Here is a 26,496-nt window from a genome sequence, read left to right on the forward strand (position 1 = left end):
GCGGCGGTCAGAAGCGGCAGCTGCGGATGTCCGTCATGAGGATCGCCTTGGCGCCGAGCTCCGCGAGATCGTCCATCACGCCGTTGGCGTCCTTGCGGAGCACCATCGCGCGGACGGCGACCCAATCGTCGTCGGCCATGGGCGCCACGGTCGGCGACTCCAGGCCGGGCGTGACGGCGACCGCGCGGTCCAGCAGCGTGCGCGGGCAGTCGTAGTCCAGCATCACGTACTGACGGCCGAAGACGACGCCCTTGAGTCGCGCGGTGAGCTGGTCGCGGGCGCGATCGGACTCGACGCCCACCCGCTCGATGAGCACTCCCTCGGAGTCGCAGAGCGAGTCGCCGAAGGCCACGAGGTTGTTCTGCCGCAGCGAACGGCCCGATTCCACGACATCGGCGATGAGATCGGCGACGCCGAGCTGGATGGAGATCTCCACGGCACCGTCGAGACGGATCACCTCGGCGTCGAGGCCCCGCGCGGCGAGGTCGCGGCGCACCAGGTTGGGGTACGAGGTGGCGACGCGCTTGCCCGCGAGGTCGGCGACGGTCCAGTCGGTTCCGGCCGGACCGGCGTAGCGGAACGTGGAGCGGCCGAAGCCCAGCGCGAGGCGCTCGGTGAACTCCGCGCCGGAGTCCAGCGCGAGATCGCGACCGGTGATGCCCATGTCGAGCTCGCCCGAGCCGACGTACAGGGCGATGTCCTTGGGGCGGAGGAAGAAGAACTCCACCTCGTTGGCGTTGTCGAGGACTGTGAGGTCCTTCGCGTCGGAGCGGCGGCGGTATCCCGCCTCGCTGAGGATGGCGGCGGCGGCCTCGGAGAGCGCGCCCTTGTTCGGTACGGCGACCCGCAACATGTCTGTCAGATCCTTCGGGAAAGAGTGTGCCGGGCTACAGGTAGGAGTAGACGTCGTCGAGCGTCAGGCCGCGCTTGACCAGCAGCACCTGCAGCCAGTACAGCAGCTGCGACGCCTCCTCGGCGAGGTCCTCGTCGCTCTGATGCTCGGCGGCGATCCACACCTCACCCGCCTCCTCGAGCACCTTCTTGCCCAGGAAATGGATACCGCGGTCCAGCGCCTCGACGGTCCCGCTCCCGGCGGGCCGCTCCTCGGCCTTGGTGGCCAACTCCGCGAACAGCGTCTCCATGGTCTTCACGAAGGTCATTGTCCCACGCGAACTAGAGTGGTCCGTGTGGAGGGCAGTGCGACCGAGGCGACGGCACCGTCGGCCCCGGATACGGACGGGCCCGGCACCCCGCCCGCGAAGGGCGCCACGCAGTACCGGTACGCCCGGGCCCTGATCCGGGCGCGACTGCGGTTCGTGCGCGCCGCGCGGGATCCCGACCGGTTCCTGCGCGAGAACTACGAGGACTTCGCGGCGCGGCATCCGTTGCTCGCGTGGGCCTGGAGCCTGCTGCATCTCGACTTCGCGGGGCTGTTCGTGGGCGGCCTGTTCCTCATGAGCAGCCTCACCGTGTCGCTGCTCCCGCGGTCCTGGTTCTTCCAGGGCATCGTCTCGGGGATCAACGCGGTGATCGGCTACGCGATCGGCGTCCTGCTCAAGTGGGTGGTCGTCGACCTGCTGGTGCGTGCGCACCCGATCCGCGACGACCCGCGGCGCGCGCGGTTCGTACCGGTCTGGCGGGCGCTGATCGTGCTCGGCGTCCTCGTGGGCGGCCTGGCGATGATGGTGGCCGCGAAGCGCTGGCAGGACGATATCCGGGCCCTCATGGGCATGCCTCCCGGTTCGAACCTCTGGTACGTGCTCACGCCGATCGCGGCCTTCCTCGTGGCCGCGGCGTTGATCTCCACCTTCCGCGTGCTCCGCGATCTGGGACTGTTCCTGGCGCGGCGCGCCAACAGGTACCTGCGGGTGCCGCAGCCCGCCGCGAAGGTACTGGGCTTCGGCCTCGTGGTCCTGCTGGTGGCGTTCACCGTCAACGATGTGGGCTTCCGTGCCTTCACCGCGACCGCCAACACCCTCGCCTCGGCGACCAACGACCAGGAGCTGCCCGAGTTCCCGCAGCCCGCGGAGAGCTGGCGCTCGGGCTCGGAGGCGTCGGCCGCGCGGTGGTCCGGGCTCGGCAACGAGGGCCGCAAGTTCGTCTCGGGCGGATTGCGCGCCGCCGAGATCGCGCGGTTCACCACGCGCCCCGTGACCGAACCGGTCCGGGTGTACGTGGGTCTCGAGAACGCGGAAACCCCCGAGGATCGAGTGGCCCTGCTCCATCGGGAGCTGGCCCGCACCGGCGCCCTCGACCGGGGGCACGTGGTGGTCGTGCCGACCACCGGTTCCGGCTGGGTGAACCCGACGGCCGCCCGGGCGGTGGAACTGATGTACGACGGTGACGTCGCCCTGGTCGCCATGCAGTACTCGTACCTGCCCAGCTGGATCTCCTTCGTCACCGACGGCGAGGCGTCCCTCGCCTCCGGCAAACGGCTCATCGACGCCGTCGTGGCGGACGTCCGCGCGCGCCCCGTCGGTTCGCGCCCGAAACTCCTGGTCATGGGTGAGAGTCTCGGCACCCGCGCCGGCGAGGGCGCGTTCGCCGGGCTGCCCGACATCCGGGACAAGGTCGACGGTGTCGTCTGGCTCGGCCCGCCGCGCGCCAACCCGATCCACTCCGCGATCACCGACCGGCGCGACCTGGGCACCCCCGAGGTGTTGCCGACCTACACCGACGGGCTGATCGTCCGCTTCACCGACGGTCGGCGGCCGCTGACGGGCGAGGGCGGCAGCGGCGGTCCGGAATGGCTGGCGCCGCACATCGTCTACGTCCAGCACCCGTCGGATCCGGTGGTCTGGTGGTCGCCCGAACTCATGCTGCGGCAGCCCGACTGGCTGCGGGAGCCGCCCGGGCGCGACCGTAGCCCGGCGATGGCGTGGTACCCGTTCGTCACGTTCTGGCAGGTCACCGCCGACCTCGCCAACGCCGCCGGCGTCCCGGACGGGCACGGCCACAACTACGGCACCGCCGTGGTCGACGCCTTCGCCGCCGTGCTCCCGCCCGCGGACTGGACGCCGGCCGATACGGAGCGAGTCCGGATGGCCGTGATGGCCAGCGCCGCGATCGACGGCGCGGAGAAGTAGCGCGCGAGCGCCGCCCGCGCCTGCGTGGCGGGGCTCTCTCCGCACGAACACCGTGATGCCCAGCACTTTCGGCTGGTCTGAGCGAGCGCGACCGCGCCGTCGCCGCTAGTTTCCAGAAAATGAACCGACGGTGGTCAGCGATGTGTGCCCTGCTTCTGCTCGCGGCGTCCGGATGCGCGGCGCAGAAGGACGATTCGGCGGCGAGCTCGGTCAGCTTCTCCGCGATCGCGGGAACCTCCGGTGCGCCGTCGGCGCAGCCCACCGACGGCGTCGAACTCGCCTCCGCCGACACCGTGTGCGGCACCGTCGCCACGGTCCAGGACGAGGCGCCCGTCGTGATCCGCAGCGGCTCCGCGAACTGCGTCCGGGTGCTCCGGGCGGCGCGAGCCTACGCGGCGGCGGTCTCCCACGCCGACGGTCAGCCGGTCACCCTCGAGACGGGAGGCTGGCGGTGCACCGCGGCCGAGGGGCGCGGGCCCGCCACCTGCCGGTCGGGGGACGCCGCGTTCAGCGTCGGCTGAGCGGCGCGAAGTCCACCAGCGCCGCGCCCGTCAGCGTGCCGAGGTGACGCGCACCGTCGAGCACCGGTTCGGGACCGACGGTGAGGACCGTGCAACCCGCGGCGAGCGCGGAGCGCGAGCCCGTCGGCGAGTCCTCGACGGCGACGCAGTCGGCCGCCGGGAAGCCCACCAGTGCCGCGCCGCGCAGGTACGGGTCCGGCGCGGGCTTGGGGCTGGGCACCTCGTCACCGCAGACGGTGGCCACGAATCGGTCGCGCCCGAGGGTACCGAGTGCGTGCTCGGTGACCTCGCGGATCGTGTTGGTGACCAGGACCAGCGGGACATCGGCCGCGGCCAGGAGGTCCAGGGTCTCACGTGCGCCGGGCTGCCACGGGATCCCGCCGTCGAACAGTTCCACGACCCGGTTCGAGACCCACCGCTCCGCCCCGGCGTAGTCGCGGTCCGCCTCCGGGACCTGCGCGAAGTCGAAGAGCTTGCGCAGCGCGTCCGCGGTGGCGTTGCCCAGCGTCGACTCGCGCGCCTCCGGGGTGATCTCCATGCCCAGGTCGCGGGTGAACTCGGCGACGGCGATGTCCCAGAGCTTCTCGGAGTCGAGGAGGGTGCCGTCCATGTCGAAGAGGACCGCGGCGGGCAGTGACGGGGAGGTCATGCCGAACACCCTAAGTCGGCGCGCGCACGGGGTGTTAATTCATTCGTCATCCGAACGATGGCTGCCTGTGTTCGAATTCGTGCCATGCGCAATCGTCGTCTGTCCGCCGCCCTGGCCCTCACCGCGACCGCGGCGCTCCTCGCGAGCTGCGGCACCTCCGGGAACGAGGCGGGGCCGTCGTCCTCCGGCGCGGCGTCGTCGACCTCGAAGGCGAGCTTCACGGTGCCCGGCGTCGACGACCTGCCGGCCGCGAACCCGGACCAGGTGCACCTGCTGGCGTTCAACGACTTCCACGGCAACCTGCAGCCGCCCACCGGCTCCACGGGCAAGATCGGCGGCCAGGAGGCCGGCGGCGCGGCCTACTTCGCCACCGCCCTGCAGCGGCTCAAGAAGCAGTACCCGAACAACCTCACCGTCGCAGCGGGCGATCTCGTGAGCGCGAGCCCCCTGGTCTCCGCGCTCTTCCGCGACGAACCGACGGTCAAGTTCCTCAACTCCGTGGGCCTGCAGGCGAGCTCGGTGGGCAATCACGAATTCGATCACGGCACCATCGAGCTGGAGCGGCTGCAGAAGGGCGGCTGCGCGCCGCAGGGGTGCGAGCCGGGCGAGCCCTTCACCGGCGCCGCGTACCAGTACCTCGCCGCGAACGTGACCAACGAGCAGGGCCAGCTCCCGCCCGGCACCGTGCCGTGGAAGATGTTCGAGGTCGGCGGGAAGAAGATCGCCGTCATCGGCACCGTCACGCCCGAGACCGCGACCATCGTCGCGCCGGAGGGCGTGCGCGGCTACAGTTTCGGCGACGAGGCCGAGGCGATCAACAAGTACGTCCCCGAGATCAAGGCCGCCGGCGCACAGGCGATCGTCGCGACCATGCACGACGGCGGGGCGCAGAAGGGATCGGGCGAGGCCGACCCGAACGCGTGCAACGACGTCTCCGCGCCGGTGCCGGACCTGGCGAAGCGGATCGACCCGGCCGTCACCTCGCTCGTCACTGCGCATTCCCACCAGGCCTACACCTGCACCATCGACGGCCGCACCGTCACGCAGGCCGCCTCCTACGGCCGCCTCATCACCGACATCACCCTCGACTTCAGCGGTCCCGCGGCGAAGGCGACGGCGGTGAACCGCGTGGTGCGTCGTGACCTCCCCGCCGACGCCGCCACCCAGCGACTCGTCGAGTTCTACGAGAAGGAGGCCAAGCCCCGTGCCGACCGGGTGATCGGGAGGATCCCCACGGATCTCAAGCGGGAGCCCTTCCCCGGCGGCGACTCCCCGCTCGGCGACGTCATCGCCGATGCGATGCTGTTCACCACTCGCCCGCCCAACGAGGCCGCGGGGCAGATCGCCCTCATGAACCCGGGCGGCGTCCGCGCCGACCTCAAGGGCGGCGACGTCACGTACGGCGCCGCGTACACGGTGCAGCCCTTCGGCAATCAGGTCGTCACCGTCTCGCTCACCGGCCAGGAGATCATCGACCTCCTCGAGCAGCAGTGGCAGAACCCCGCCAAGACGACGATCCTGGCACCGTCGGGAATCACGTACAGCTACGACCCGAACGGCGCCCCGAACCGGAAGGTGGTGCGCGAGAGCGTCAAGGTCGGCGACCAGCCACTGAACCCGGTCGCGAAGTACCGGGTGACCACGAACAACTTCCTCGCCGCGGGCGGCGACGGCTTCAGCGTCTTCACCCGGTCCACCGACCTCACGGTCGGCGGCATCGACCTCGATGCCCTGGAGAAGTACCTGCAGGCCACTCCGGAGCTGAAGGTGCCCACCAGCCGGATCACGAAGCTGTAGCGATGATCTCGCCGGAGTCGGCGCGCACGGTGGACTGCGCGTACGAGGGGCCGACGATGACGGGGCGCACCGTGGTCGACGGTGCACACCCTCTCGTGGTCGACCTGGCCGCACTGCGCTGACGCCGATCGGCCCCGCGCTCAGCCGTCGTCGAGGCCCAGGTCCGCGGACACCCGCTTCACGGCGTCGAGGGCGTCCGCGAGCGACGCGGCCCATGACGCGGCGATCTGCAGGCCGGCGGCGTCGTCGAGACGCCAGAACCAGGCGCCCTCCTCGCCCGGCTCGCCGGCCTGCAGGTGCAGCCTGTAGTCGTCCACTAGGTGTTGAAGTACTTCGCCTCGGGGTGGGTGAGGACGAAGGCGTCGGTGGACTGCTCCGGGTGCAGCTGGAGCTCCTCCGACAGCACGACACCGATCCGCTCGGGCTGCAACAGGTCGACCATCTTCGCGCGGTCCTCGAGATCGGGGCAGGCGCCGTAGCCGAAGCTGTAGCGCGCGCCGAGGTACTTGAGGTCGAAGAAGTCGGTGACCGCCGCCGGATCCGTGTCGGCGACCGTGCGGCCGCCGGGCAGGATCAGCTCCTGCCGCACCCGCTGGTGCCAACGCTCCGCGAGGGCCTCGGTGAGCTGGACGCCGATGCCGTGCAGCTCGAGGTAGTCGCGGTAGCTGTTCGCCGCGAACAGCTCGTTGGCGGCGTCGGCGATCGGCTGCCCCATGGTGACCAACTGGAAGGGCAGGACGTCGACCTGGCCCCGCGCGACGGCCGTGTCGCGGTCGCGGATGAAGTCCGAGATCGCCAGGAACCGTCCGCGCTGCTGCCGCGGGAACTCGAACGAGTAGCGCACGGGCGCATCGGGTTCCGGTGACTCCAGCACGTCGATGACGTTCCCGTGGCTCACCGCCGGGAAGTAGCCGTAGACCACGGCGGCGTGGTCGAGGATCTTCTCGGCCTTGAGCTTGTCGAGCCAGTACCGCAGCCGGGGCCGTCCCTCGGTCTCGACCAGTTCCTCGTACGACGGTCCCTCCCCCTTGCGGGCGCCGCGCAGGCCCCACTGGCCGAAGAACAGGGCGCGCTCATCGAGCAGCGACGCGTACTCGCCGATCGCGATGCCCTTGACCACACGGGTGCCCCAGAACGGCGGGGTGGCGACCTCGAAGTCCTGCGCCACATCGGAGCGTTCGGGCACCACGACGGGCGCGGCCTCGGCCCTGCGCTTCTCGGCGATGCGGCGGCTGCGGGCGTGCCGCTCCTTGCGCTCGCGGGCCTTCTCCGCCGCGGCGATAGCCTCGGGGCTGTCCGGGTCCGGGCCCTCGCCGCGCTTGAGCGCCATGATGTCGTCCATGAGCCGCAGGCCCTCGAACGCGTCGCGGGCGTAGCTGACCTCGCCCGCGTACACCTCGGCGAGGTCGTTCTCGACGTAGGCGCGGGTCAGTGCGGCGCCGCCCAGCAGCACCGGGTACTTCTCCCCCAGACCGCGGGTGTTGAGCTCCTCGAGGTTCTCCTTCATCACGACGGTGGACTTCACCAGCAGCCCGGACATGCCGATGACGTCGGCGTGCTTGTCCTCCGCGGCCTCCACGATGGCGGCGATCGGCTGCTTGATGCCGATGTTGACGACCTCGTAGCCGTTGTTGGAGAGGATGATGTCGACGAGGTTCTTACCGATGTCGTGGACGTCGCCCTTGACCGTCGCGAGCACGATCCGGCCCTTGCCCGCGTCGTCGTCGGACTTCTCCATGTGCGGCTCGAGGTAGGCGACCGCCGCCTTCATCACCTCGGCGGACTGCAGCACGAAGGGCAGCTGCATCTGGCCCGAACCGAACAGCTCACCGACCGTCTTCATACCGCTGAGCAGCGTGTCGTTGATGATCGACAGCGCCGGCTTCTCCTCGAGCGCCGCGTCCAGGTCGGCGTCCAGTCCCTCGCGCTCACCGTCGACGATGCGGCGCTCGAGGCGCTCGAACAGCGGCAACTTCGCGAGCTCCTGTGCGCGCGACTCGCGCGCCGACGCCGCCGAGACGCCCTCGAACAGGGCCATGAGCTTGGCCAGGGGGTTGTAGTCGGGGTCGCCGCCGGACCGCAGGCCGTCGAGGCCGCGGCGGTCGTAGACCAGGTCCAGTGCCGTCTCCCGCTGCTCGTCGGGGATCTTGCTCATCGGCAGGATCTTCGAGGCGTGCAGGATCGCCGAATCCAGCCCGGCCTCGGTGAGCTCGTGCAGGAACACCGAGTTCAGGACCTGCCGCGCGGCCGGGTTGAGGCCGAAGCTCACGTTCGACAGGCCGACGGTGAAGTGCAGGCTCGGGTACTTCTCGTGCAGGATCCGGACGGCCTCGATGGTCTCGAGGGCGTCCCGTCGGACCTCCTCCTGGCCCGTGGAGATGGGGAAGACCAGCGGGTCGATGATGATGTCGTCGAGCGACAGCCCCCAGTTGCCCGTCAGATCCGCGATGAGCCGCTCGGCGATCCGGACCTTCCACTCGGCGGTGCGGGCCTGGCCCTCCTCATCGATGGTCAGCGCCACCACGGCGGCGCCGTGCGCGACGACCTGCTCCATGATCTTGGTGAAGCGCGACTCGGGCCCGTCGCCGTCCTCGTAGTTCACCGAGTTGACGGCGCAGCGGCCGCCGAGGTGCTCCAGGCCCGCCGTGATGACCGCGGGCTCGGTGGAGTCGATCATGATCGGCAGGGTGGACGCGGTCGCGAGCCGGGCGGCGAGCGCGGCCATGTCGGCGGCGCCGTCGCGGCCCACGTAGTCGACGTTGAGGTCGAGCATGTGCGCGCCGTCGCGGATCTGGTCCTTGGCGATGTCGACGCACTTGTCGTGGTCACCGGCGAGCATCGCCTCGCGGAAGGCCTTGGAGCCGTTCGAGTTCGTCCGCTCCGCGATCATGAGGATCGACGAGTCCTGGGCGAACGGCACCGACGTGTAGAGCGAACTGATCGCGCTCTCGGTCTGCGGCGCGCGCCCGGCACGCTCGACCGTGCGCACGGCCTCGGCGACCTGACGGATGTGCTCGGGGGTGGTGCCGCAGCAGCCGCCCACGAAGCTCAGGCCGAACTCGCCGACGAAACCCGAGAGGGCCTCCGCCAGTTCCTCCGGGGTGAGCGGGTACTCCGCGCCGTTCTTGCCCAGCACGGGCAGGCCGGCGTTCGGCATGACCGACACCGGGATCGTCGAATGCCGCGACAGGTGCCGCAGGTGCTCGCTCATCTCGGCGGGGCCGGTCGCGCAGTTCAGGCCGATCATGTCGATCCCCAGGGGCTCCAGCGCGGTGAGCGCGGCACCGATCTCGGAGCCGAGCAGCATGGTGCCCGTGGTCTCGACCGTCACGTGGACGATGACGGGGATGCGCCGGCCCAGTTCCTCCATCGCCACCTGGCAGCCGAGCACGGCGGCCTTCGACTGCAGGATGTCCTGGCACGTCTCGATGAGGAAGGCGTCGGCACCGCCGTCGAGCATGCCGCGCGCGGCCTCCGCGTACGCGTCCCGGATCACGGCGAAGGACGTGTGTCCCAGCGTGGGCAACTTCGTACCGGGGCCGATGGAGCCCAGCACGAACCGCGGCGTGCCGTCCGCGGCGAACTCGTCCGCCACCCTCCGCGCGATCGCCGTACCCTTCTCGGACAGCTCGCGGATCCGGTCGGCGATGTCGTAGTCCCCGAGGTTCGACAGGTTGCACCCGAAGGTGTTGGTCTCCACCGCGTCCGCTCCCGCCGCGAAATACGCGCGGTGGATCTCCTCCAAGACGTCCGGACGGGTGTCGTTGAGGATCTCGTTGCAGCCCTCCAGCCCCAGGAAATCGTCCAGGGACAGGTCCGCTGCCTGCAACATCGTGCCCATCGCACCGTCGCCTATGAGAACACGGCTCGAGGCCGCCTCCAGGAAACTCGACTGCAGCGGCTGCTGATGCGTACGGGTCATAGTCCCAGGGTAGTGGGTGCGGGCAAATCGAATCCTCACGACCGGCGCGTACTCTGATCGAAGTGACGTCCTTCCCGAAGCTCGACCGCCCGGTCCTCATCGCGGCGTTCGAGGGCTGGAACGATGCGGGTGACGCCGCGTCGGGCGCCGTCGAGCACCTCGAACTGACCTGGGACGCGCAGCTCATCACCGAGGTCGACTCCGACGACTTCTACGACTTCCAGGTCAACCGGCCCATCATCAAGCAGGTCGACGGTGTGACGCGCGCCGTCGAGTGGCCGTCGACCACCCTCTCGGTGTGCCGGCCGCCCAAGGCGGACCGCGACGTGGTGCTGCTGCGCGGTACCGAGCCGAACTTTCGCTGGCGGGCCTTCTGCGACCAGCTGCTCGCGATCTTCTCCGAGCTGCACATCGACAGCGTCGTCATCCTCGGTTCCCTCCTCGCGGACACGCCGCACACCCGTCCGGTACCCGTGACCGGCGCGGGCTACGACGCGGAGTCCGCGAAGCGCTTCGGGCTCGAACAGAACCGTTACGAGGGCCCGACGGGGATCACCGGCGTCCTCCAGGACGCCTGCGTGCGTGCCGGCTTCCCCGCGGTCTCGTTCTGGGCCGCGGTGCCGCACTACGTGTCCCAGCCCCCGAACCCGAAGGCGACCGTCGCACTGCTGCAGCGCGTGGAGCAGGTGCTCGACCTCGCTGTTCCGCTCAGTGATCTCCCGACGCGCGCCGAGGCGTGGGAGGCCTCGGTGACCGAGATGACCGAGGACGACGAGGACGTCGCCGACTACGTCCGGGGACTCGAGGAGCGTGGCGACGCGGAGGCCCAGGACGTCGAGCAGCACATCGACGCCGACGCCATCGCGGAGGAGTTCGAGAAGTACCTGCGGCGGCGGGATCCGGGTACCGGCCCGTAAGGGTGCTAGCCGATCCGCTCGATCGACACGACCGGCGTGGTGATGCGCCAGGTGCGCACGTCCGGATCATCCGCGGCACGGACCCAGAACTGCGCCGACTCGCCGACCCGGCAGCTCTTGATCCCGAGCAGCGGGATGTCCTCCGAATCGCGGCGCAGCGAGCTGATGCTCCACTGCTCGTCCTCGGCATCGCCGCCGATGCCGGGCGCGCGCATCAGGGTCATCTCCCCCAGATCGACCACGTAAGTGGACGTGCGGGTCTGAACGGTCCACACGCCCTCGGTCAGATCCGGGGCCAGCTCGCTGACGGTCCTCACAGGCGCAATATATCGTGTCGCGCTGTCAGGCCGTGGCAGGTACGCCGAGCAGCGCGTCGACCGCGGTCGCCACGGCGGCCGGCGCACCCGCGTCGGGTCCGCCCACGGTGACGGCCTTCTCGGCCCAGGCGTCGATCGCCGCGAGGGCGTGCGGCGTGTCCAGATCGTCGGCGAGGTAGCGGCGGACGCGGCCGATCAGTTCGTCCCCGTCGGGAGCCGATGAAGCCCGGAACGCGCGACGCCACAGGTCGAGCCGGGAGAGCGCACGCTGGAGCACCTCGTCGGACCACGGGCGGTCCTGCCGGTAGTGGCCCTCGAACAGGCCCAGGCGGATCGCGGCGGGGTCGACGCCCGAGCGGCGCAGCTTCGAGACGAAGACGAGGTTGCCGCGGCTCTTGGACATCTTCTCGCCGTCGAGGCCGATCATGGCCGCGTGCACGTAGTGCCGGGCGAAGCGCCGCTCGCCGGTCGCGGCCTCCACGTGCGCCGCCGAGTACTCGTGGTGCGGGAAGATCAGGTCGCTACCGCCGCCCTGGATGTCGAACGTCGCGCCCAGCCGGTTCGCGGCGATCGCGGCGCACTCGATGTGCCAGCCGGGGCGGCCGGGCCCCTGCGGCGAGGGCCACGACGGTTCGCCGGGCCGCTCGGCGCGCCAGAGGATCGGGTCGATGCTGTCGCGCTTGCCGGGCCGGTCGGGGTCGCCGCCCCGCTCGGCGAAGAACGTCTCCATCGTCGCCCGGTCGTAACCCGACTCGTAGCCGAACTGCTCGGTGGCGTCCGAGCGGTAGTACACGTCCGGGTACTCGGCATCGTCGACGATGTACGCCGAGCCGGTCGCCAGGAGCCGCCCGACGTACTCGACGACCTCGTCCACCGACTCGACCGCGCCGATGTAGTCCCGCGGCGGGATCACCCGGAGCGCCTCCATGTCCTCCCGGAACAGGTCCGTCTCCCGGGCGCCGAGATCGCGCCAGTCGATGCCGTCGCGGTCGGCCCGCTCGAACAGCGGATCGTCGACGTCGGTCACGTTCTGCACGTAGTGCACATCGTGACCGTTGTCCCGCAGCACCCGGTTGACCAGGTCGAACGCGAGGTACGTCGCGGCGTGCCCGAGGTGCGTGGCGTCGTACGGGGTGATGCCGCAGACGTACATCCCGGCGACCGCGCCGGGGTTGACCGGACGCACCGCGGCGTCGGACGTGTCGTAGAGACGCAGCGGGACCGACGGTCCGGGCACGGTGGGAACGGTGGGGGTCGGCCAGGAACGCATGCCCCCACCCTATGCGCCCGCATCCGGGCGTGGATTCCGGGCCGGACCGAGGCCGAGGGCCGCGATCGTCGGCGGTGAACCCGCCCCGCGGTCATCGCCGACACCTCGGACACCGCCTCCGACATGGGGCGATCCTGTGCCGCAAGGATTCTCAGGAAACTCTTGCTCCCCGCGACTAGCGGGGAGCGCGATCCGCCGCCATGCTTTACCCAACCTTGAACGACCGGTCGCCCCAGGAGGTGAATCGCATGTCCCGCAATACATTCGAGAACGCTCTCGATGGCCTGTTCCCCGCCGAGTCCCGATGGTTCCTCTACTGCCTGCTCGCCACGATCGCGTTCGGCGTGACCTGGCGTTTTCTCACCGCCGTCCGCCGGCCGGTGATCGAGCAGCCACCGCTCACCGTGCCCGAGATCGCCTGCCTGCGGTCGTGGCAGGCGCCGCTCCTCGCGGCGATGGGCCTGCTCAGGGCGGGTGAGCACCTCGACGCCGAGGGGCGTGCCGATCCCGCCCGCCCGCTGCCCTCGACCACCGACGATTTCACCCGCCGCATGCTGCATCGTCTCGACGGCTCGCAGTTCTCCGTCGACCTGCTCCTGCACGACCAGCTGCGCCCCCTGCGCGAGCTGGAGAAGGGCCTCGAGCAGCGCGGCTACCTGCGCACCAGCGCCGAGCGCTGGCGGAGCCGGTTCAGCGCCGCCCCGGTGGCCGCCGTCGCCGTCGCGGGGATCGTGGGCACGCCCGTGTTCATCGTCGCGCGGCATGCACCGGCCGATGCGGTTCTCCCCTGCGTGCTCGTGCCGTCGCTGGTCACCGCGGTGTTCGTCCTTCCGGTGCTGCTCACGGTCCCCCGCACCACGCCTGCCGGTCGACGCCTCCTGGCCGCAGAGCGCGCCCGAGCGAATTACCTGCGGCCGGTCCTCCGGCCCGCTTTCGCCACCTACGGCGCCGCGGCCGTGGGCCTGTCCGTCGCCCTGTTCGGCACCGCCGCCCTCTGGCAGATCGACCCCCGCTACGCCGCGGCGATGGCCGTGGCGGGCGGAACCGGCAGCGGCGGCTCCGGTTCGTCCTGCGGCAGCGCGTTCACGTGCGGTGGATCCTCCTGCGGCGGCGGATCGTCGTGTGGCGGAGGTAGCGGCTGCGGTGGGGGCGGCGGCTGCGGCGGCTGAGCCGCCGGCCGCCTCCGACGTCACGAACCCGCTTCACCGGGCCTTCAGCAGCGAGGGTGCCGGGATCCCGTCGAACCCATTCACCAGGAGGTGAACGTCATGTCCCGCACCACCCTCGAGACGGTCCTCGAAGCGCTGCTCCCCACCACGACCCGGTGGTACCTCTTCCTGCTGCTCGGTGGCATCGCGCTCGCCCTGGTCTGGCGGCTCGCGGCGGCGCCGTGGCGGCGCACCGTCGTCGATCCGCCGCTCAGCGCGGTCGAGCTGGCGTGCGTCCGGAACCGTCGGGCGCCGGTCGTCGTCGCGCTCGCCGAGCTGCGCGCCGATGGGTGCGTGCCCGCGGCCGGGAACACGACGCGGCCGCCGTTGCCGGCCGGTGCCGATCCGTTCGTCCGGGCCGTCCATGCGTACTGCGACGGCCGCTCGGCGTACACGGTGAACGAGATCGGCGTCGCGCTCGCGGACGAGCTCGACGCATTGGAGGAGCGCGTCGCCGCCCGGGGCTACCTGCGTTCGGCGACGGACCGGTGGAGGATGCGACTGGGTGCGGCCCCGGTGACGGCGGCCGCCGTCGGAGGTGCCGCCACCGCGTTCATCCGGATGGTGCTCGCCGACTCGGCGGCCGACATCCGCATCCTTCCCGGCGTCCTCGTCCCGTCCGTGATCGTCCTGGTCGTCGTCTGTCCGCAGCTGTGGTCGGTCGAACGTGCGACGCGCGCCGGGCGGCGACTCCTCGCAGCCGAGAAGGATCGCCTCGCGTACCTCGCTCCCTCCCGCAAGCCCGCCTGGGCGACGTACGGTCCTGCGGCCGTGGGGCTGTCGGTGGCCGTCTTCGGGACGGCCGCGCTCTGGCAGTTCGACGAGGCCTTCGCGGGCGGCGTCGAACTCGCCGGGAGTGCCGAGGCGTCGGGCGACGGTGGCGGTTCCTGCGGCGGAGCGTCGAGCGGCGGGGACGGCGGTGGAGGGTGCGGCGGCTGCGGGGGTTGTGGTGGCTGCGGCGGGTGCGGAGGATGAGCACCGTGACCCGCACCGTTCTCGCCCTCGGACCGCTCGGGCTCGGCTGGCGGCGCGAGATCGCGGGCGTCATCGCCGATCTCCGGCCGGGCTTCTGCGAGGTGATCGCCGAATCCGTCCGTCTGCGCCGAGGCCGCGCCGAGCCCGACCCGCTGCTCGTCGACCTGCGTGATCGCGGCGTGCCGCTGGTGCCGCACGGCGTCGCCCTCTCGCTCGGCGGTGCCGACGACGTGGAGCCGGAACGCGTCCGCCGCCTGGCGGCGTGCGCCGAGGCGTTTCGCGCGCCACTCGTCAGCGAGCACATCGCCTTCGTGCGCGCGGGCGGGATCGAGGCCGGTCATCTGCTTCCCGTGCCCCGCACCCGGGAAGCGCTCGACGTACTGGTCCGCAACATCACCAGGGCGCAGGACGGGCTGCCTGTGCCGCTGGCGGTGGAGAACATCGCGGCGTTCCTGCGCTGGCCGGAGGACGAGTACTCGGAGGCGCAGTTCCTGACCGAGTTGCTGGATCGCACGGGCGCCCTGCTCGTGCTCGACGTGGCGAACGTGTACGCGAACGCCCGCAATCGCGGCCTCGACCCGCAGGAGGAGCTGGCCCGGCTGCCCGTCGACCGGATCGCCTACAGTCACGTCGCGGGCGGTTCCGAGGCCGGCGGCCACTACCACGACACGCACACCGACCCGGTGAACGACGACGTACTCGAGCTGGTCACGGCGCTCCGGGAGCGCGTCGACGTGCCGCTCATGCTCGAGCGCGACGGCCGCTATCCGCCGGCTCGCGAGCTCTTCGACGAGCTCGACGCCATCGCCGCGGCGGGCGGGTGTGCACCGATCACCGACCGCGCGCGACAGGAGTGGTCATGAGCCTGCGAGAACGCCAGGAGGCCCTGGTCCGGGCGCTCGTCGCCGACGGCCCGGTGCCCGAGGGTTTCGACCCGCACGAGGTCGCCGCCGCGGGCGCGGTGTGCCGGCACAAGCGGGACGCGCACGCGGGGCACGCCGAGGACGCCCGCCGCCGGCGATGGTGGCGACGGCGCGGGTGAGGCCCCGTCGGACGGAGGAGCGTCAGAACGGCGGCCAGGGAATCGGCCGGCTCGGCGTCGGCAAGGGCATCGCACCCAGTTCGAGGAGCACGTCGGCCCGCCCCACCAGGGCTGCCTGCTCCTCGTCGGTGATGAGGCCGGCCAGGTCGGGCGGAGCGCTCCGGAAGGCCTCGATGTCGGCGAGCAGGTCGTCGCCCACCGGGCGCCCGGCCCAGCCCCACAGCACGGTTCGGAGCTTCGGCGCGGCGTGCAGGCAGATGCCGTGGTCCACGCCCTGCACACGACCGTCGGGACCGGTGAGGACGTGACCGCCCTTGCGGTCGGCGTTGTTGATGAGCACGTCGAGCACGGCGAGGCGGCGCAGGCGGGCGTCGTCGGCGTGTGCGAGCGCGACCTCGTCGAGGCCGTCCGGTGCGTCGGCGTCCTCGACGTACCCGGTCACCACCGTCAGGTAGCCCTCGGGCACCCCGTCGAGGGGGAAGATGTCCACCAGGTCGGGGCAGTCGTCCGGCTCCTCGACCCAGCGCTGCACCATTCCGGGCCCGAGCGGACCGTCACGCAGGACGGTCTCGGGGATGAGGCCCCAGCCGAGCGCCTCGGAGACGCGGTAGGACGCGACCTCCCGCCCGGCGAGCGTGCCGTCCGGGAAGTCCCACAGCGGTACCTCGCCCCGGACCGGCTTGTAGACCGCGCGCTCGCCCGTGTCGCCGAGGTCGCAGAGCAGGGTGGCGTTGGAGGCACTGGTGATCCGGCCGAGGATCGACAGATCGGCGCTCTCGAGGTCCACCGTCAGGTCCACCTACTCCTCCTCGGCGCCGAACGCGGCGCCGCGACGGTAACCGTTGAGGCGCACGCACATGTGCCCGTCGGCGTCGAGCGGCTCGCCGCAGAGGGGGCACGCGGGCCGGCCGGCGCCGAGCACCTTCTCGGAGCGGTTCGCGAACTCCCGCGCCGCGGCGGGGGTCAGGAACACGCGGACCGCGTCGGGCCCCTCCTCGGCGTCGTCCGCCAGCACCACGGATTCGTCGAGCTCCTGCTCGGTGATCGCCAGCAGCTCGATCACCACCGCCTTCTCCTCCGAATCCCAGCCCAGGCCCATGGTCCCCACCCGGAACTCCGCGTCCACGGGCATCACGAGCGGCTGCAGGTCGGTGATCGGTGCGTCGGCGGCCGGCATCGCGGTGCCGAAGCGGCGCGCCACCTCGTCGAGGAGTGCGGCGATGCGCTCGGCGAGCACCTGCACCTGCTGCTTCTCCAGCAGCACCGAGACGATGCGGGACTCGTGCACGGCCTGCAGGTAGAACGCGCGGTCACCCGGCTGTCCGACGGTACCCACGACGAACCTGTCGGGGGTGCGGAAAACGTGGACGGAGCGGCTCATGCCTCGCCTCCCACCGTGGCCTCCTTGGCTGGACGTTTGGGCAGCGTGACGCTACCGGACGAATTGACGCACTGCACGAGCGGGCGCGCCGGGCCGTACGTCACGACCGACACCGACGCGGGCGCGACGAACAACCGCTGGAACTGGTCGAGATGCGTGCCGAGCGCGTCGGCGACGACGGCCTTGATGACGTCGCCGTGACTGCAGGCCACCCACACCGCACCGGGACCGTGCTCCGCGACGAACCGCCGGTCCGCGTCGCGGATCGCGGCGACGGCCCGCGCCTGGACGTCGGCGAGCCCCTCCCCGTCGGGGAAGACGGCAGCGGAGGGCTGCTCCTGCACGACCTTCCACAGCGGCTCCTGCAGGAGGTCCTTGATCGCCCGGCCGGTCCAGGCGCCGTAGTCGACCTCGACGAGCCGGTCGTCGACCTCGGGGGTGAGGCCGTGGGCGGCGGCCAGCGGTGCGAGGGTCTGCTCGCACCGCAGCAGCGGGGAACGCACGGCGGCCACCAGCTCGACGTCGGCGAGGCGGCCGACGAGGTCGGCCGCCTGGGCGCGGCCGGCGTCGTCGAGCGCGACGCCCTCCGCCCGTCCCGCGAGCACCCCGGACGTGTTCGCGGTCGAGCGGCCGTGGCGCAGCAGGATCACGGTCATACCCCCGAGTCTAGGCGTGCGGGGTGCCCGGACCGGGGCCGTGATCGCTCAGGGCATAACCGCCCGGGCGCTCACGCGGCCACCGCGGACCGGAGGAGGGCCGTCGCCGCGGTGACGGCACCGACGGACGCGGGCAGCAGCGGCAGGCGCACGGCGGGGGTGGCGATGCGGCCCTGGGAAGCCAGGACGCCCTTGATGACCGTCGGGTTGGGCTCGGCGAACAGCGCCGCGGCGAGGCCCGCGAGTGCCCCACCGATGACGCGCGCCTCCTCGAGCCGGTGCTCGCGCCAGGCCGCCACGAGCGCGGCGAACTCCCCCGCGGCGACGTTGGCGCAGGCGGAGATCGCACCGTGCCCGCCGAGGGCCAGCAGCGCGCCGACGAACGGGTCGTCGCCGGCGAGGACCGAGACGGCGCCGGGCGTGGCGGTGTTGATCGCCGCGAGCAGCCGGACCGTCGTCTCCGTCACGCCGCCCGCGGCGTGCTTGAACCCGCCCACCCCGTCGATGGCCGCGAGGGCGAGGAGCGTGTCGAGCGAGAGGGTGCGGCCGGTGCGCTGCGGCACGTCGTAGACGATCACCGGCACCGGGCTCGCGGCGGCGACGCGGCGGTAGTGCTCGATCACGCCCGCCTCGGAGGGACGGGTGTAATAGGGCACCACGACGAGCGCGAAGCCGGCCCGACCGTCGATCCGGCGGAGAGCCGCGGCGGTGTCGTCGGTCGCGTTCGTGCCGACGCCGACGGTGAACACGGCGCGATGCTCGGCGCACACCCCGCCGATCCGGTCGATCACGGCAGCCCGCTCCGCCGGGGTCAGGGTCGCGGGCTCGCCGGTGGTGCCGAGCGCGAGCAGGCCGTCGGCGCCGGCGGCGAGGGTCTCGTGCGCAAGGCGTTCGAGCGAGCCGAGGTCGACGGTGCCGTCCGCGGCGAAGGGCGTGACGAGCGGGACGTGGAGGCCGGTGAGCTGCATGATCTCAGCGTCCGCCACGACGAGCGCAAGGTCCAGCGCGAGATTGCGATGTCGAGCGTAAGCTGAACTGATGCTCGACGTGCACCGCCTGCGACTTCTCCGCGAACTCTCGTTCCGCGGCACGATCGCGGCCGTCGCGCAGGCGCTGGACTACACGCCGTCGGCCGTCTCCCAGCAGCTCGCGACCCTGGAGCGGGAGGCCGGGCGCCCCCTGCTCGAGCGGACGGGACGCAGCGTCCGGCTCACCGAGGCGGGGCGGGTCCTCGTCGGGCACGCCGATGCGGTGCTCGCGCGACTGGAACAGGCCCGCGCGGACCTCGACGGCCTCGGCGGGGAGGTGGCCGGCGAACTGCGGATCGGCACCTTCAGCTCGGCGATGCGCACCGTCGTGACCCCGGCGCTGCTGCGGCTCTCGCGCGACCATCCACTGCTGCGCGTGCGCGTCACCGAGATCGATCCGGCGACGGCACCGGAGGAACTGCGCTCGCGGCGGCTCGACGTCGCGCTGATCCAGCGCTACGACTGCCTCCCCGTCCGCGACGAACCCGCCCTCGACACCGAGCCGCTGTTCGACGAGGCCGTGCACCTCGCCACCCGGCGCGACCGGCCCCGCGCCCTGGGCGACTGCGCCGAGGAGCGCTGGATCTCCGGCACGGTCGGCACGATGTGCGACGACGCCACGGTGCGCACCTGCGAGAACGCCGGGTTCACGCCCCGCGTACGCCACCGCACCGACGACTTCGCCGCGGTTCTCGCGCTGGTCGAGGCCGGGCAGGGGGTCGCCGTGATCCCGGACCTGGCCGCCGTCGACGTCCCGGAGGACGTCCTCCTCACCCCGCTCGACGTGGTCCGGCACACCGCCCTCGCGTACCGGCGCGGCGCCGGCGCGGATCCGCTCATCGGCGCGGCGCGGGCGACGCTCAGGTCGCGCTGATGACCCCGCCCCAGAGCAGGCCGAGGACCAGGAAGCCGACGACGATCCGGTAGCCGACGAACCAGTTCAGCGAGTGCTTCGCCACGAAGTTCAGCAGCCAGGCGATCGCCGCGTAGCCCACGACGAAGGCGATCACCGTCGCGACCAGCAGTTGCGGCCCGGACGCGTGGAGGCCCTCGCCGGCCGGGGCGAAGGCATCCGGCAGGCTGAACAGGCCGGACGCGGTCACGGCGGGGATCGCCAGCAGGAACGACAGGCGCACCGCGGCCTCGCGGGTGAGACCGAGGAAGAGGCCCGCGCTCGACGTGGCGCCCGACCGGGAGACGCCGGGGATCAGCGCGAGGCACTGCGCGAGGCCCATGAGGATGCCGTCGCGGGCCGTGACCTGCTCGAGCGGACGCTGCCGGTTCGCGTACACCTTGGAGCTGACGTACTCCGCGGCGAAGATGACGATCGAGAAGACGATGAGCATGGTCGCCACGAGGTACAGGTTCCGCGCCGCCGTGCGGATCTCGTCCTTGAACAGGTAGCCCAGCACGCCGATCGGGATGGTGCCGATGATCACGTACCAGCCGATCCGGTAGTCCACCCCCCGCTCCGCCTGGTCGAACAGCCCGCGGAACCACGCGACCACGATGCGGTAGATGTCCCGCGCGAAGTAGATCAGGACGGCCAGCTCGGTGCCCAGCTGGGTGACCGCGGTGAACGACGCGCCGGCGTCGTCGCCGAACCAGAGCTCCGAGACGATCCGCAGGTGCCCCGAGGACGAGACGGGGAGGAACTCCGTCAAACCCTGCACCAGTCCGAGCACGATCGCCTGCAACCACGTCATGTCCACCCGGGCAGGCTACCGGCCGGAGCCGGGCGGGGTCCGGGGCGGTAGTTTCGAGGGATCATGACCCGCACATTCGCGCCCCTACCCCGGCCCGCTCGCTCCGCTCCCGGCGCCCTTCGGCTCGCGGCTCTGGCGCTCGTGGCCGCGGTCGGCATCGCCGGCTGCTCCACGACGCCCGCCCGTGAGGACCGTCCGACGATCGTTCCCGCGCAGCCCGCCCTCGCCCCGGAACCGGCCACCGCGCCCGCCGGAACGGTGCTGCCCGCCGCCGCCGGTGAGGGGCTGGCCTTCGACCCCGTCGGCCGGCGCCTCGCGGCGATCGAGGGGAACGAGGTGGTGCTGTACACGGTCGACGGTGGGCTGAAGGAAGTCACGCGGATCAGCACGGACGGCCGCGCGAACCAGGTGGTTCCGAAGGGTCGTCGAGGCGCGGGCTTCCTCGTGGCGACGACGAACGCGGTCGTGCAGATCGACGGCGACAAGGCGGGCTTCACGCAGCGCCTCAGCGGCGATGTGCTGTCCGTGGCGGCCTACGACGAGGCGAACGACGACGCGGTGTGGGCGGTCGCCGGTACCGCATCGGGCGACGTCGTCGCGCTGCGGACGGCGAAGGAACCGACCAGCATCCCCGGCCCCGTGGAGGCGAGCAGAATCCTGGTGCACGGGCGCGACGTGGCCGTGGTCGACCGGTTGCAGGCGTCGCTCACCGAGGTCGACGTCGCGGGCCGGACAATGGGCAAGGGCCTGCGGGTGGGCCGCGGCATCACGAACGCGTCGATCACGCCGGACGGCCGGGTGTTCGCGGTGGACACCGGGAAGAACCAGGTGATCGGGTACACCGTCCAACCGCTCATGGAGAAGTTCCTGTACCCGGAGAAGAGCGCGCCCTGGGCGGTCGACTACGACGAGACCGACAAGCTGATGTGGCTCACCCGGACCGCGACCAACGAGGTCGTCGGCTACGCCCTGAACACCGGCATTCCGGAGCAGCGCAAGCTCTTCCCCACGGTCCGCCAGCCGAACGCGATCGCCGTGGACGCGAAGACGGGCACCCTGTACGTGCAGTCGGCGTCGGGCGCCGGCATCCAGGCGATCCCCACCCGCTAGGAGCCGGTATGACGATGAGCGCCGACGCACGGGAGAGCGGCGGTTTCAGCGACGAGGAGTACGATTTCCTGCCGCTGAGGTTGCCGCGCGAGGTATCGCGTGTGACCGCGGCGATGCGACTCGCCATCGAGGCCGAGTTCGGCGGGTGGGAGCTGTCCCGCGTGCGGCTGTACACCGACGGTTCACGCCGGGTCCTGCTGCGCCGTAAACGCACGAAAACGTCCGGCATGCTGCCGCCGGACGCCACGAAGGGGTTGTGAGCACCATGTCGGCGATGTCCCAGGCGATCTACCGGTCGCTCCTGACCGTGCTGTTCCTCGTCTCGCCCGAGCGGATCCACCACTGGGTGTTCGGCCTGATCCGCGGCACGACCGCGGTGCCGCCGGTCCGGGCCGGGATTCGACGGGGTCTGGCGCACCGCGATCCGATCCTCGAGCAGACCGTCTTCGGCGTCCGCTTCCCCGCGCCCGTCGGGCTGGCCGCCGGATTCGACAAGAACGCCCGCGCGGTCAACGGCTGGGGCGCGCTCGGCTTCGGCTTCGCTGAGATCGGTACGGTGACCGCGCACGCCCAGCCCGGCAACCCGGCGCCGCGGCTCTTCCGGCTCCCCGCCGACCACGCGCTCATCAACCGCATGGGCTTCAACAACTACGGCGCCGGTGCCGCGGCGAACGAGCTGCGCAAGCGCGACGCCGGGCCCTCCGCGGTGCCGATCGGCGCCAACATCGGCAAGACCAAGGTCACGCCGCTCGAGGGTGCGGCCGACGACTACCGGGTCAGTGCCATGCTGCTCGGCCCGCTGGCCGATTTCATCGTGGTCAACGTCTCCTCCCCCAACACCCCCGGTCTGCGCGACCTGCAGGCCACCGAGTCCCTGCGCCCGCTGCTGCAGGCAGTGCTCGACACGGTCACCGTTCCGGTGCTGGTGAAGATCGCACCGGATCTCGCGGACGAGGATGTCGACGCCGTCGCGGACCTGGCGAAGGACCTGGGTCTCGCCGGCATCGTCGCCACCAATACCACGATCGGCCGTGCCGGCCTGACCACGCCGGACGCCGAGGTCGAGGCCATCGGCGCGGGCGGCCTCTCGGGGCGTCCGGTCAAGGCGCGGTCGCTCGAGGTCTTGCGCCGCCTGGCCACCCGCGTCGGCGATGATCTGGTGCTCATCTCCGTGGGCGGTATCGAGACGGTCGACGACGTCTACGAGCGGATCCGGGCGGGTGCCTCGCTGGTGCAGGTGTACACGCAGTTCATCTACGGCGGGCCGACGTGGACGCGGTCGGTGCACAAGGAACTGGCCGCGCGGCTGCGCGCCGACGGCTTCGCGTCGATCTCGGAGGCCGTCGGCGTGGACCGCCGCTGAGGCGTCCCCCACGATCGCAGGACGACGAAGGCCGCGCCCCTGGGGCTTCCCGGGGCGCGGCCTTCGTGGTGATCACACCTGCGCGTAGGTGGCGGTGATGGAGCCGCGGGCGATCGCGGCGCCGAACAGGTTGAAGCCGAGGTACGCGGGTGTCGCCGTGGCCGGAAGATCCAGCTTCTCCACGTTCAGCGCATGGACCACGAAGATGTACCGGTGCGGACCGTGCCCGGCGGGCGGCGCCGCGCCGACGTACCGCGGCAGGCTCGCGTCGTTGTTGAGCGTCACCGCGCCCTCGGGCAGCGAGCCGGGCGCACCGTCGCCCGCGCCCTCGGCGAGGGAGGTGACGGAGGCGGGGATGTTCGCGACCGCCCAGTGCCAGAATCCGGAGGCCGTGGGCGCGTCGGGGTCGTAGCAGGTGACGGCGTAGGACTTGGTCTCGGCGGGCGCGCCGCTCCAGGACAGCTGGGGCGAGACGTCCTCGCCGCCCGCGCCCATGATGCCGCTGCGGTGCGCGACGGGCAGCTCGGCGCCGTCGGTGATGCTCTCGGAGGTGACGGTGAGCGCCGGCAGCGCCGGCAGCCCCGCGTACGGATCGAACGGAACGGTCATCTCGGATCCTCTCGTGTTGCGCGGTTCTCGGGTGGTCTAGGAATGCAGGAGGAAGTGCTCGAAGACCTGCGTGCCGAACGTCAGCGCGTCGACGGGCACCCGCTCGTCGACGCCGTGGAACAGGGCCGCGAAGTCCAGCTCCTCGGGGAGCCGCAGGGGCGCGAAGCCGAAGCAGCGGATCCCGAGCTTGGCGAAGGCCTTGGCGTCGGTCCCGCCCGACAGCATGTACGGGACGGTCCGCCCCTCGGGGTCGAACGCCAGGATCGCCTCGTTCATGGCGTCCACGAGGTCACCGTCGAACTGCGTCTCGTACGAGTCGAGCTTGGTGATCCATTCGCGCTCGATGTCCGGGCCCAGGATCTCGTCGAGCTCCCTCTCGAACGCGGCCTGCCGCCCGGGCAGGACGCGGCAGTCCACGACGGCCTCCGCGGTCTGCGGGATGACGTTCGCCTTGTATCCCGCTCGCAGCATCGTGGGGTTCGCGGTGTCGCGCAGCGTGGCCCCGACGATCCGGGCGAGGCCGCCGATCTTCGCGAGCTGCCCCTCGAGGTCGGGGCCGTCGACGTCGATGTCGATCGTCGATTCGCGATCGAGGGCGCGGAGGAAGGCGATCACCGTGTCCGTGAGGACCAGGGGGAACGTGTGGCGTCCCAGCCGCGCGACCGCCTCCGAGAGGAGGGTGACCGCGTTGTCCTCGTGCACGAACGAGCCGTGCCCGGCGCGCGCCTTGGCGGTCAGGCGCATCCAGCACATGCTCTTCTCCGCGGATTCGACGAGGTAGAGCCGCTTCTTGTCGCCCGACGGGGTGTCGACGGTCAGGGAGAAGCCGCCGACCTCGCCGACGGCCTCGGTGACGCCCGTGAAGAGCTCCGGCCGGTGCTGCACCAGCCAGTGCGATCCCCAGGTGCCGCCGGCCTCCTCGTCGGCCAGGAAGGCGAACATGATGTCGCGGGGCGGGACGGTGCCGGTGGACTTCAGCTGGCGCGCGAGCGCCAGCATCATGCCGCACATGTCCTTCATGTCGACCGCACCGCGGCCCCAGATGTAGCCGTCCTCCACGGCGCCCGAGAACGGGTGCACGCTCCAGTCCGCGGGCTCGGCCGGCACCACGTCGAGATGGCCGTGCACGAGGAGCGTGCCGCGCCGGGGATCGGCGCCCTTGAGCGTTGCGAAGACGTTTCCCCTTCCGGGCTGCCCGGACTCGACGTACACCGTCTCGTAGCCCACCTCCTCGAGGCGGGCCTGGACCCAGCGGGCGCACTCGGCCTCGCCCTTCGTGGTCTCGAGCTCGCCCGTGTTGGTGGTGTCGAATCGGATCAGGGTGCTCACGGTCTCGACGACCTCGTCGAGTGCGTTCACTGCAGTAGCCACACCCATATGAGTACCACGGACCGGCACCCGTCCGAGCGGGCCCACGGGTGCCCCGACGTGCCGATTTGGTTTCGCGGGCGCGTGTGGATTACTGTGAACGAGCTTCCCAGCGCGGGTGGCGGAATGGCAGACGCGCTAGCTTGAGGTGCTAGTGTCCTATTAACGGACGTGGGGGTTCAAGTCCCCCTCCGCGCACAGAACGAGAACCCCGGCTCCGGCCGGGGTTCTCGTCTTTCTACTGGACGGGCTGGGGCGCGAGCTCGATGCGGTGCGTCGGCTCCCAGGGCACGTCGTCGTGGAGCGACAGGAAGCTGTACTCGACCTTCTCGGTGCCGCTCGATTCATCGAGCCGCAATCCCGAGAGGCGCCCCGCGGCCAGGAGCCGGCCCTCCGCGTCGAAGATCCGCGCATCGCGATCGGTGATGGCGTCGTAGTCCGCGTGGAAGGCCTCGTACAGTTCGCGTCCCGTGAACGTGTCCATGCCCCCATCGTGCTCCCGGCGCGGCGCACGCACAGCCGATCGCCGCGATCCGCATCCGCGGCGCGGGCGGCCGCGTCGTCTGGCAGTCTGACGACGTGCCCCAGTCGACCGAGCCCGCCCGGCTCCGCAAGCTCCGTGACATCACGCCCGTCACCCGGTTCGGGGTCGGCGGCACCGACCTCGGCATCCCGTGCCGGGTGGGTGACGAGGTGCTCTACGTCTTCGGGGACACCTTCGAGGGGTTGAGCATCGGCGCCGGGGAGTGGCGGTCCCCCGTCGGCCTGTTCGGCGACCGCAACGGCGTCATGAGCCGGCCCGCCGGGCCTGATCCGGAGCGCGCGCGGCAGTTGCTCGACTACTCGCACGACACCGGGCACTTCACCACGATCCTGCCCACGACCTGCGTCCGCGCCGACGGTGCCCTCTACCTGCATACGATGACCATGCAGAGCCTCGACACCGTGGTGCAGACGGGCCTGTGGCGCAGTGACGACGGTGCCGCCACCTGGCGGGAGGTCGCGCAGTACAACGCGGGCCACGCGGACGGCGCATGGTGCATGTGGGCGATGTGCCCGGCGCCCGACGGTCACACGTACACCGTGTCCACGGGCGGTCTCACCCGGGACAAGGGGCTGCGGCTGCATCGGATGCGGACCGAGACCCTCGGCACTCTCCGCAAGGGCGTCAACGTCGAGTGGGAGTCCTGGGGCTGGCGGCCGGAGACGGGATGGGCCTGGGGCAACCCGCCGACGGACCTGGCGCTGGGGCAGGGGTACGGCGAGCTGTGCCTGTCGATCGTGGAGGGGACCTGGGTGCTGACCTACTTCGACGCCGCGGGGTACCGGATCGCGGCGCGCTTCGCCGACCGGATCGACGGGCTCTGGTCCGATCCGGTGACGCTGCTGCAGGGCAGCTCGTGGCAGGACGAGGATCATGCTGCGGGCCGGGTGGCGCAACTCTACGGCGGCTATCTCGTCCCGGGATCGACGATGGACTCGGCGCGGCTGGTGGTCTCGCAGTGGAACACCGCGGTGGGGCATCCGTACAAGTCGATGATGTTCACCGGCGCGCTGCGCCGCCCCTGAGG

At 71.4% G+C, this 26,496-nt stretch carries 28 protein-coding genes and 1 tRNA gene; 14 read left to right on the plus strand and 15 right to left on the minus strand.

What is annotated here, in order from left to right; genetic code table 11:
* Positions 1 to 7 precede the first annotated feature (7 nt).
* Both hisG and ELY19_RS19410 read right to left on the minus strand, forming a co-directional pair.
* Positions 8 to 853: an ATP phosphoribosyltransferase gene (gene hisG / locus ELY19_RS19405; RefSeq protein ID WP_126197686.1), complete on the minus strand. Its 846-nt coding sequence runs from the start codon at positions 851 to 853 to the stop codon at positions 8 to 10.
* A gap of 34 nt (positions 854 to 887) precedes the next feature.
* Positions 888 to 1,151 carry a phosphoribosyl-ATP diphosphatase gene (locus tag ELY19_RS19410; protein WP_068525912.1) on the minus strand — a complete coding sequence of 88 codons (264 nt, stop codon included), beginning with the start codon at positions 1,149 to 1,151 and terminating at the stop codon, positions 888 to 890.
* A gap of 36 nt (positions 1,152 to 1,187) precedes the next feature.
* On the opposite strand from ELY19_RS19410, the gene ELY19_RS19415 reads away from it, so the two are divergent.
* Together ELY19_RS19415 and ELY19_RS19420 are read left to right on the plus strand one after the other, a co-directional pair.
* A complete protein-coding gene (locus ELY19_RS19415) occupies positions 1,188 to 3,086 on the plus strand; it encodes an alpha/beta hydrolase (RefSeq protein WP_126197687.1) in 1,899 nt (632 codons plus the stop codon).
* Positions 3,087 to 3,226: 140 nt separating this feature from the next.
* Positions 3,227 to 3,607 (plus strand): hypothetical protein, encoded by a 381-nt coding sequence (locus ELY19_RS19420; RefSeq protein ID WP_126197688.1) that lies wholly within the window; start codon positions 3,227 to 3,229, stop codon positions 3,605 to 3,607.
* Here the strand turns inward: ELY19_RS19420 and ELY19_RS19425 are convergent.
* Complete coding sequence (locus ELY19_RS19425) at positions 3,594 to 4,256, minus strand: HAD family hydrolase (protein ID WP_126197689.1); 663 nt, start codon at positions 4,254 to 4,256, stop codon at positions 3,594 to 3,596. The genes ELY19_RS19420 and ELY19_RS19425 overlap by 14 nt on opposite strands.
* An 84-nt stretch (positions 4,257 to 4,340) precedes the next feature.
* Here ELY19_RS19425 and ELY19_RS19430 point away from each other — a divergent pair, with 84 nt between their 5' ends.
* Complete coding sequence (locus ELY19_RS19430) at positions 4,341 to 6,053, plus strand: bifunctional metallophosphatase/5'-nucleotidase (RefSeq protein ID WP_126197690.1); 1,713 nt, start codon at positions 4,341 to 4,343, stop codon at positions 6,051 to 6,053.
* A 140-nt stretch (positions 6,054 to 6,193) separates the two neighbouring features.
* Here ELY19_RS19430 and ELY19_RS23555 read toward each other — a convergent pair whose 3' ends face one another.
* Both ELY19_RS23555 and metH read right to left on the minus strand, forming a co-directional pair.
* The gene (locus ELY19_RS23555) at positions 6,194 to 6,370 is read right to left on the minus strand and encodes a hypothetical protein (protein WP_164711655.1); all 177 of its coding nucleotides are present in this window, start codon (positions 6,368 to 6,370) and stop codon (positions 6,194 to 6,196) included.
* Positions 6,370 to 9,975, minus strand: a complete 3,606-nt coding sequence (gene metH / locus ELY19_RS19435; protein ID WP_126197691.1) for a methionine synthase — start codon at positions 9,973 to 9,975, stop codon at positions 6,370 to 6,372. Before metH ends, ELY19_RS23555 begins: the two co-directional genes overlap by 1 nt.
* Positions 9,976 to 10,028: 53 nt before the next feature.
* On the opposite strand from metH, the gene ELY19_RS19440 reads away from it, so the two are divergent.
* Positions 10,029 to 10,892 (plus strand): PAC2 family protein, encoded by an 864-nt coding sequence (locus ELY19_RS19440; protein ID WP_249337281.1) that lies wholly within the window; start codon positions 10,029 to 10,031, stop codon positions 10,890 to 10,892.
* 5 nt (positions 10,893 to 10,897) lie between these two features.
* Here ELY19_RS19440 and ELY19_RS19445 read toward each other — a convergent pair whose 3' ends face one another.
* Complete coding sequence (locus ELY19_RS19445; protein ID WP_126197693.1) at positions 10,898 to 11,209, minus strand: hypothetical protein; 312 nt, start codon at positions 11,207 to 11,209, stop codon at positions 10,898 to 10,900.
* Between the two features lie 25 nt (positions 11,210 to 11,234).
* Positions 11,235 to 12,479, minus strand: coding sequence for a cysteine--1-D-myo-inosityl 2-amino-2-deoxy-alpha-D-glucopyranoside ligase (gene mshC, locus ELY19_RS19450; protein ID WP_126197694.1), 1,245 nt, complete (start codon positions 12,477 to 12,479; stop codon positions 11,235 to 11,237).
* Between the two features lie 248 nt (positions 12,480 to 12,727).
* Here mshC and ELY19_RS19455 point away from each other — a divergent pair, with 248 nt between their 5' ends.
* From ELY19_RS19455 to ELY19_RS19470, 4 genes are all read left to right on the plus strand, one after another.
* The gene (locus ELY19_RS19455; protein ID WP_164711656.1) at positions 12,728 to 13,648 is read left to right on the plus strand and encodes a TIGR04222 domain-containing membrane protein; all 921 of its coding nucleotides are present in this window, start codon (positions 12,728 to 12,730) and stop codon (positions 13,646 to 13,648) included.
* Between the two features lie 99 nt (positions 13,649 to 13,747).
* The gene (locus ELY19_RS19460; RefSeq protein WP_126197696.1) at positions 13,748 to 14,662 is read left to right on the plus strand and encodes a TIGR04222 domain-containing membrane protein; all 915 of its coding nucleotides are present in this window, start codon (positions 13,748 to 13,750) and stop codon (positions 14,660 to 14,662) included.
* Positions 14,659 to 15,525 carry an MbnB/TglH/ChrH family RiPP precursor modification enzyme gene (locus ELY19_RS19465; RefSeq protein WP_126197697.1) on the plus strand — a complete coding sequence of 289 codons (867 nt, stop codon included), beginning with the start codon at positions 14,659 to 14,661 and terminating at the stop codon, positions 15,523 to 15,525. The genes ELY19_RS19460 and ELY19_RS19465 overlap by 4 nt, the downstream gene beginning before the upstream one ends.
* The gene (locus tag ELY19_RS19470) at positions 15,522 to 15,704 is read left to right on the plus strand and encodes an SCO6045 C-terminal-like domain-containing protein (protein WP_126197698.1); all 183 of its coding nucleotides are present in this window, start codon (positions 15,522 to 15,524) and stop codon (positions 15,702 to 15,704) included. Before ELY19_RS19465 ends, ELY19_RS19470 begins: the two co-directional genes overlap by 4 nt.
* A gap of 22 nt (positions 15,705 to 15,726) precedes the next feature.
* On the opposite strand, the gene ELY19_RS19475 is transcribed toward ELY19_RS19470, so the two are convergent.
* From ELY19_RS19475 to dapA, 4 genes are all read right to left on the minus strand, one after another.
* Positions 15,727 to 16,497, minus strand: coding sequence for an Rv2133c family protein (locus tag ELY19_RS19475; RefSeq protein ID WP_227967234.1), 771 nt, complete (start codon positions 16,495 to 16,497; stop codon positions 15,727 to 15,729).
* Between the two features lie 6 nt (positions 16,498 to 16,503).
* Entirely contained in the window at positions 16,504 to 17,085 is a 582-nt protein-coding gene (locus ELY19_RS19480) for an Rv2134c family protein (RefSeq protein WP_126197699.1), read from the minus strand.
* Positions 17,082 to 17,741 carry a histidine phosphatase family protein gene (locus ELY19_RS19485; protein WP_126197700.1) on the minus strand — a complete coding sequence of 220 codons (660 nt, stop codon included), beginning with the start codon at positions 17,739 to 17,741 and terminating at the stop codon, positions 17,082 to 17,084. Before ELY19_RS19485 ends, ELY19_RS19480 begins: the two co-directional genes overlap by 4 nt.
* Before the next feature lie 71 nt (positions 17,742 to 17,812).
* The gene (gene dapA / locus ELY19_RS19490) at positions 17,813 to 18,709 is read right to left on the minus strand and encodes a 4-hydroxy-tetrahydrodipicolinate synthase (RefSeq protein WP_126197701.1); all 897 of its coding nucleotides are present in this window, start codon (positions 18,707 to 18,709) and stop codon (positions 17,813 to 17,815) included.
* A 70-nt stretch (positions 18,710 to 18,779) separates the two neighbouring features.
* On the opposite strand from dapA, the gene ELY19_RS19495 reads away from it, so the two are divergent.
* On the plus strand, positions 18,780 to 19,643 hold the full coding sequence (locus ELY19_RS19495) for a LysR family transcriptional regulator (protein WP_126197702.1): 864 nt from the start codon (positions 18,780 to 18,782) through the stop codon (positions 19,641 to 19,643).
* Here the strand turns inward: ELY19_RS19495 and ELY19_RS19500 are convergent.
* Positions 19,630 to 20,475 carry an undecaprenyl-diphosphate phosphatase gene (locus ELY19_RS19500; RefSeq protein ID WP_126197704.1) on the minus strand — a complete coding sequence of 282 codons (846 nt, stop codon included), beginning with the start codon at positions 20,473 to 20,475 and terminating at the stop codon, positions 19,630 to 19,632. The genes ELY19_RS19495 and ELY19_RS19500 overlap by 14 nt on opposite strands.
* A gap of 63 nt (positions 20,476 to 20,538) precedes the next feature.
* Between ELY19_RS19500 and ELY19_RS19505 the strand changes: the two genes are divergently transcribed.
* Genes ELY19_RS19505 through ELY19_RS19515 form a run of 3 tightly spaced genes read left to right on the plus strand, consistent with a single transcriptional unit; the run spans position 20,539 to position 22,948 of the window.
* Complete coding sequence (locus tag ELY19_RS19505; RefSeq protein ID WP_126197705.1) at positions 20,539 to 21,585, plus strand: YncE family protein; 1,047 nt, start codon at positions 20,539 to 20,541, stop codon at positions 21,583 to 21,585.
* An 8-nt stretch (positions 21,586 to 21,593) separates the two neighbouring features.
* The gene (locus tag ELY19_RS19510; protein WP_126197707.1) at positions 21,594 to 21,845 is read left to right on the plus strand and encodes a DUF5703 family protein; all 252 of its coding nucleotides are present in this window, start codon (positions 21,594 to 21,596) and stop codon (positions 21,843 to 21,845) included.
* Between the two features lie 26 nt (positions 21,846 to 21,871).
* Positions 21,872 to 22,948 carry a quinone-dependent dihydroorotate dehydrogenase gene (locus ELY19_RS19515; protein WP_126198945.1) on the plus strand — a complete coding sequence of 359 codons (1,077 nt, stop codon included), beginning with the start codon at positions 21,872 to 21,874 and terminating at the stop codon, positions 22,946 to 22,948.
* Between the two features lie 72 nt (positions 22,949 to 23,020).
* Here the strand turns inward: ELY19_RS19515 and ELY19_RS19520 are convergent, their stop codons facing one another.
* Complete coding sequence (locus tag ELY19_RS19520) at positions 23,021 to 23,557, minus strand: YbhB/YbcL family Raf kinase inhibitor-like protein (protein ID WP_126197710.1); 537 nt, start codon at positions 23,555 to 23,557, stop codon at positions 23,021 to 23,023.
* Between the two features lie 36 nt (positions 23,558 to 23,593).
* The gene (locus ELY19_RS19525; RefSeq protein ID WP_126197712.1) at positions 23,594 to 24,934 is read right to left on the minus strand and encodes a M20/M25/M40 family metallo-hydrolase; all 1,341 of its coding nucleotides are present in this window, start codon (positions 24,932 to 24,934) and stop codon (positions 23,594 to 23,596) included.
* A 103-nt stretch (positions 24,935 to 25,037) separates the two neighbouring features.
* Between ELY19_RS19525 and ELY19_RS19530 the strand changes: the two genes are divergently transcribed.
* A tRNA-Leu gene (locus ELY19_RS19530) sits at positions 25,038 to 25,123 on the plus strand.
* Positions 25,124 to 25,163: 40 nt separating this feature from the next.
* On the opposite strand, the gene ELY19_RS19535 is transcribed toward ELY19_RS19530, so the two are convergent.
* Positions 25,164 to 25,409: a hypothetical protein gene (locus ELY19_RS19535; protein ID WP_126197714.1), complete on the minus strand. Its 246-nt coding sequence runs from the start codon at positions 25,407 to 25,409 to the stop codon at positions 25,164 to 25,166.
* Between the two features lie 95 nt (positions 25,410 to 25,504).
* On the opposite strand from ELY19_RS19535, the gene ELY19_RS19540 reads away from it, so the two are divergent.
* Positions 25,505 to 26,494: a DUF4185 domain-containing protein gene (locus ELY19_RS19540; protein ID WP_164711657.1), complete on the plus strand. Its 990-nt coding sequence runs from the start codon at positions 25,505 to 25,507 to the stop codon at positions 26,492 to 26,494.
* Positions 26,495 to 26,496: the final 2 nt, after the last annotated feature.

The organism is Tsukamurella paurometabola (assembly GCF_900631615.1).
In the GTDB taxonomy this organism is placed as follows: Bacteria; Actinomycetota; Actinomycetes; order Mycobacteriales; family Mycobacteriaceae; genus Tsukamurella; species Tsukamurella paurometabola_A.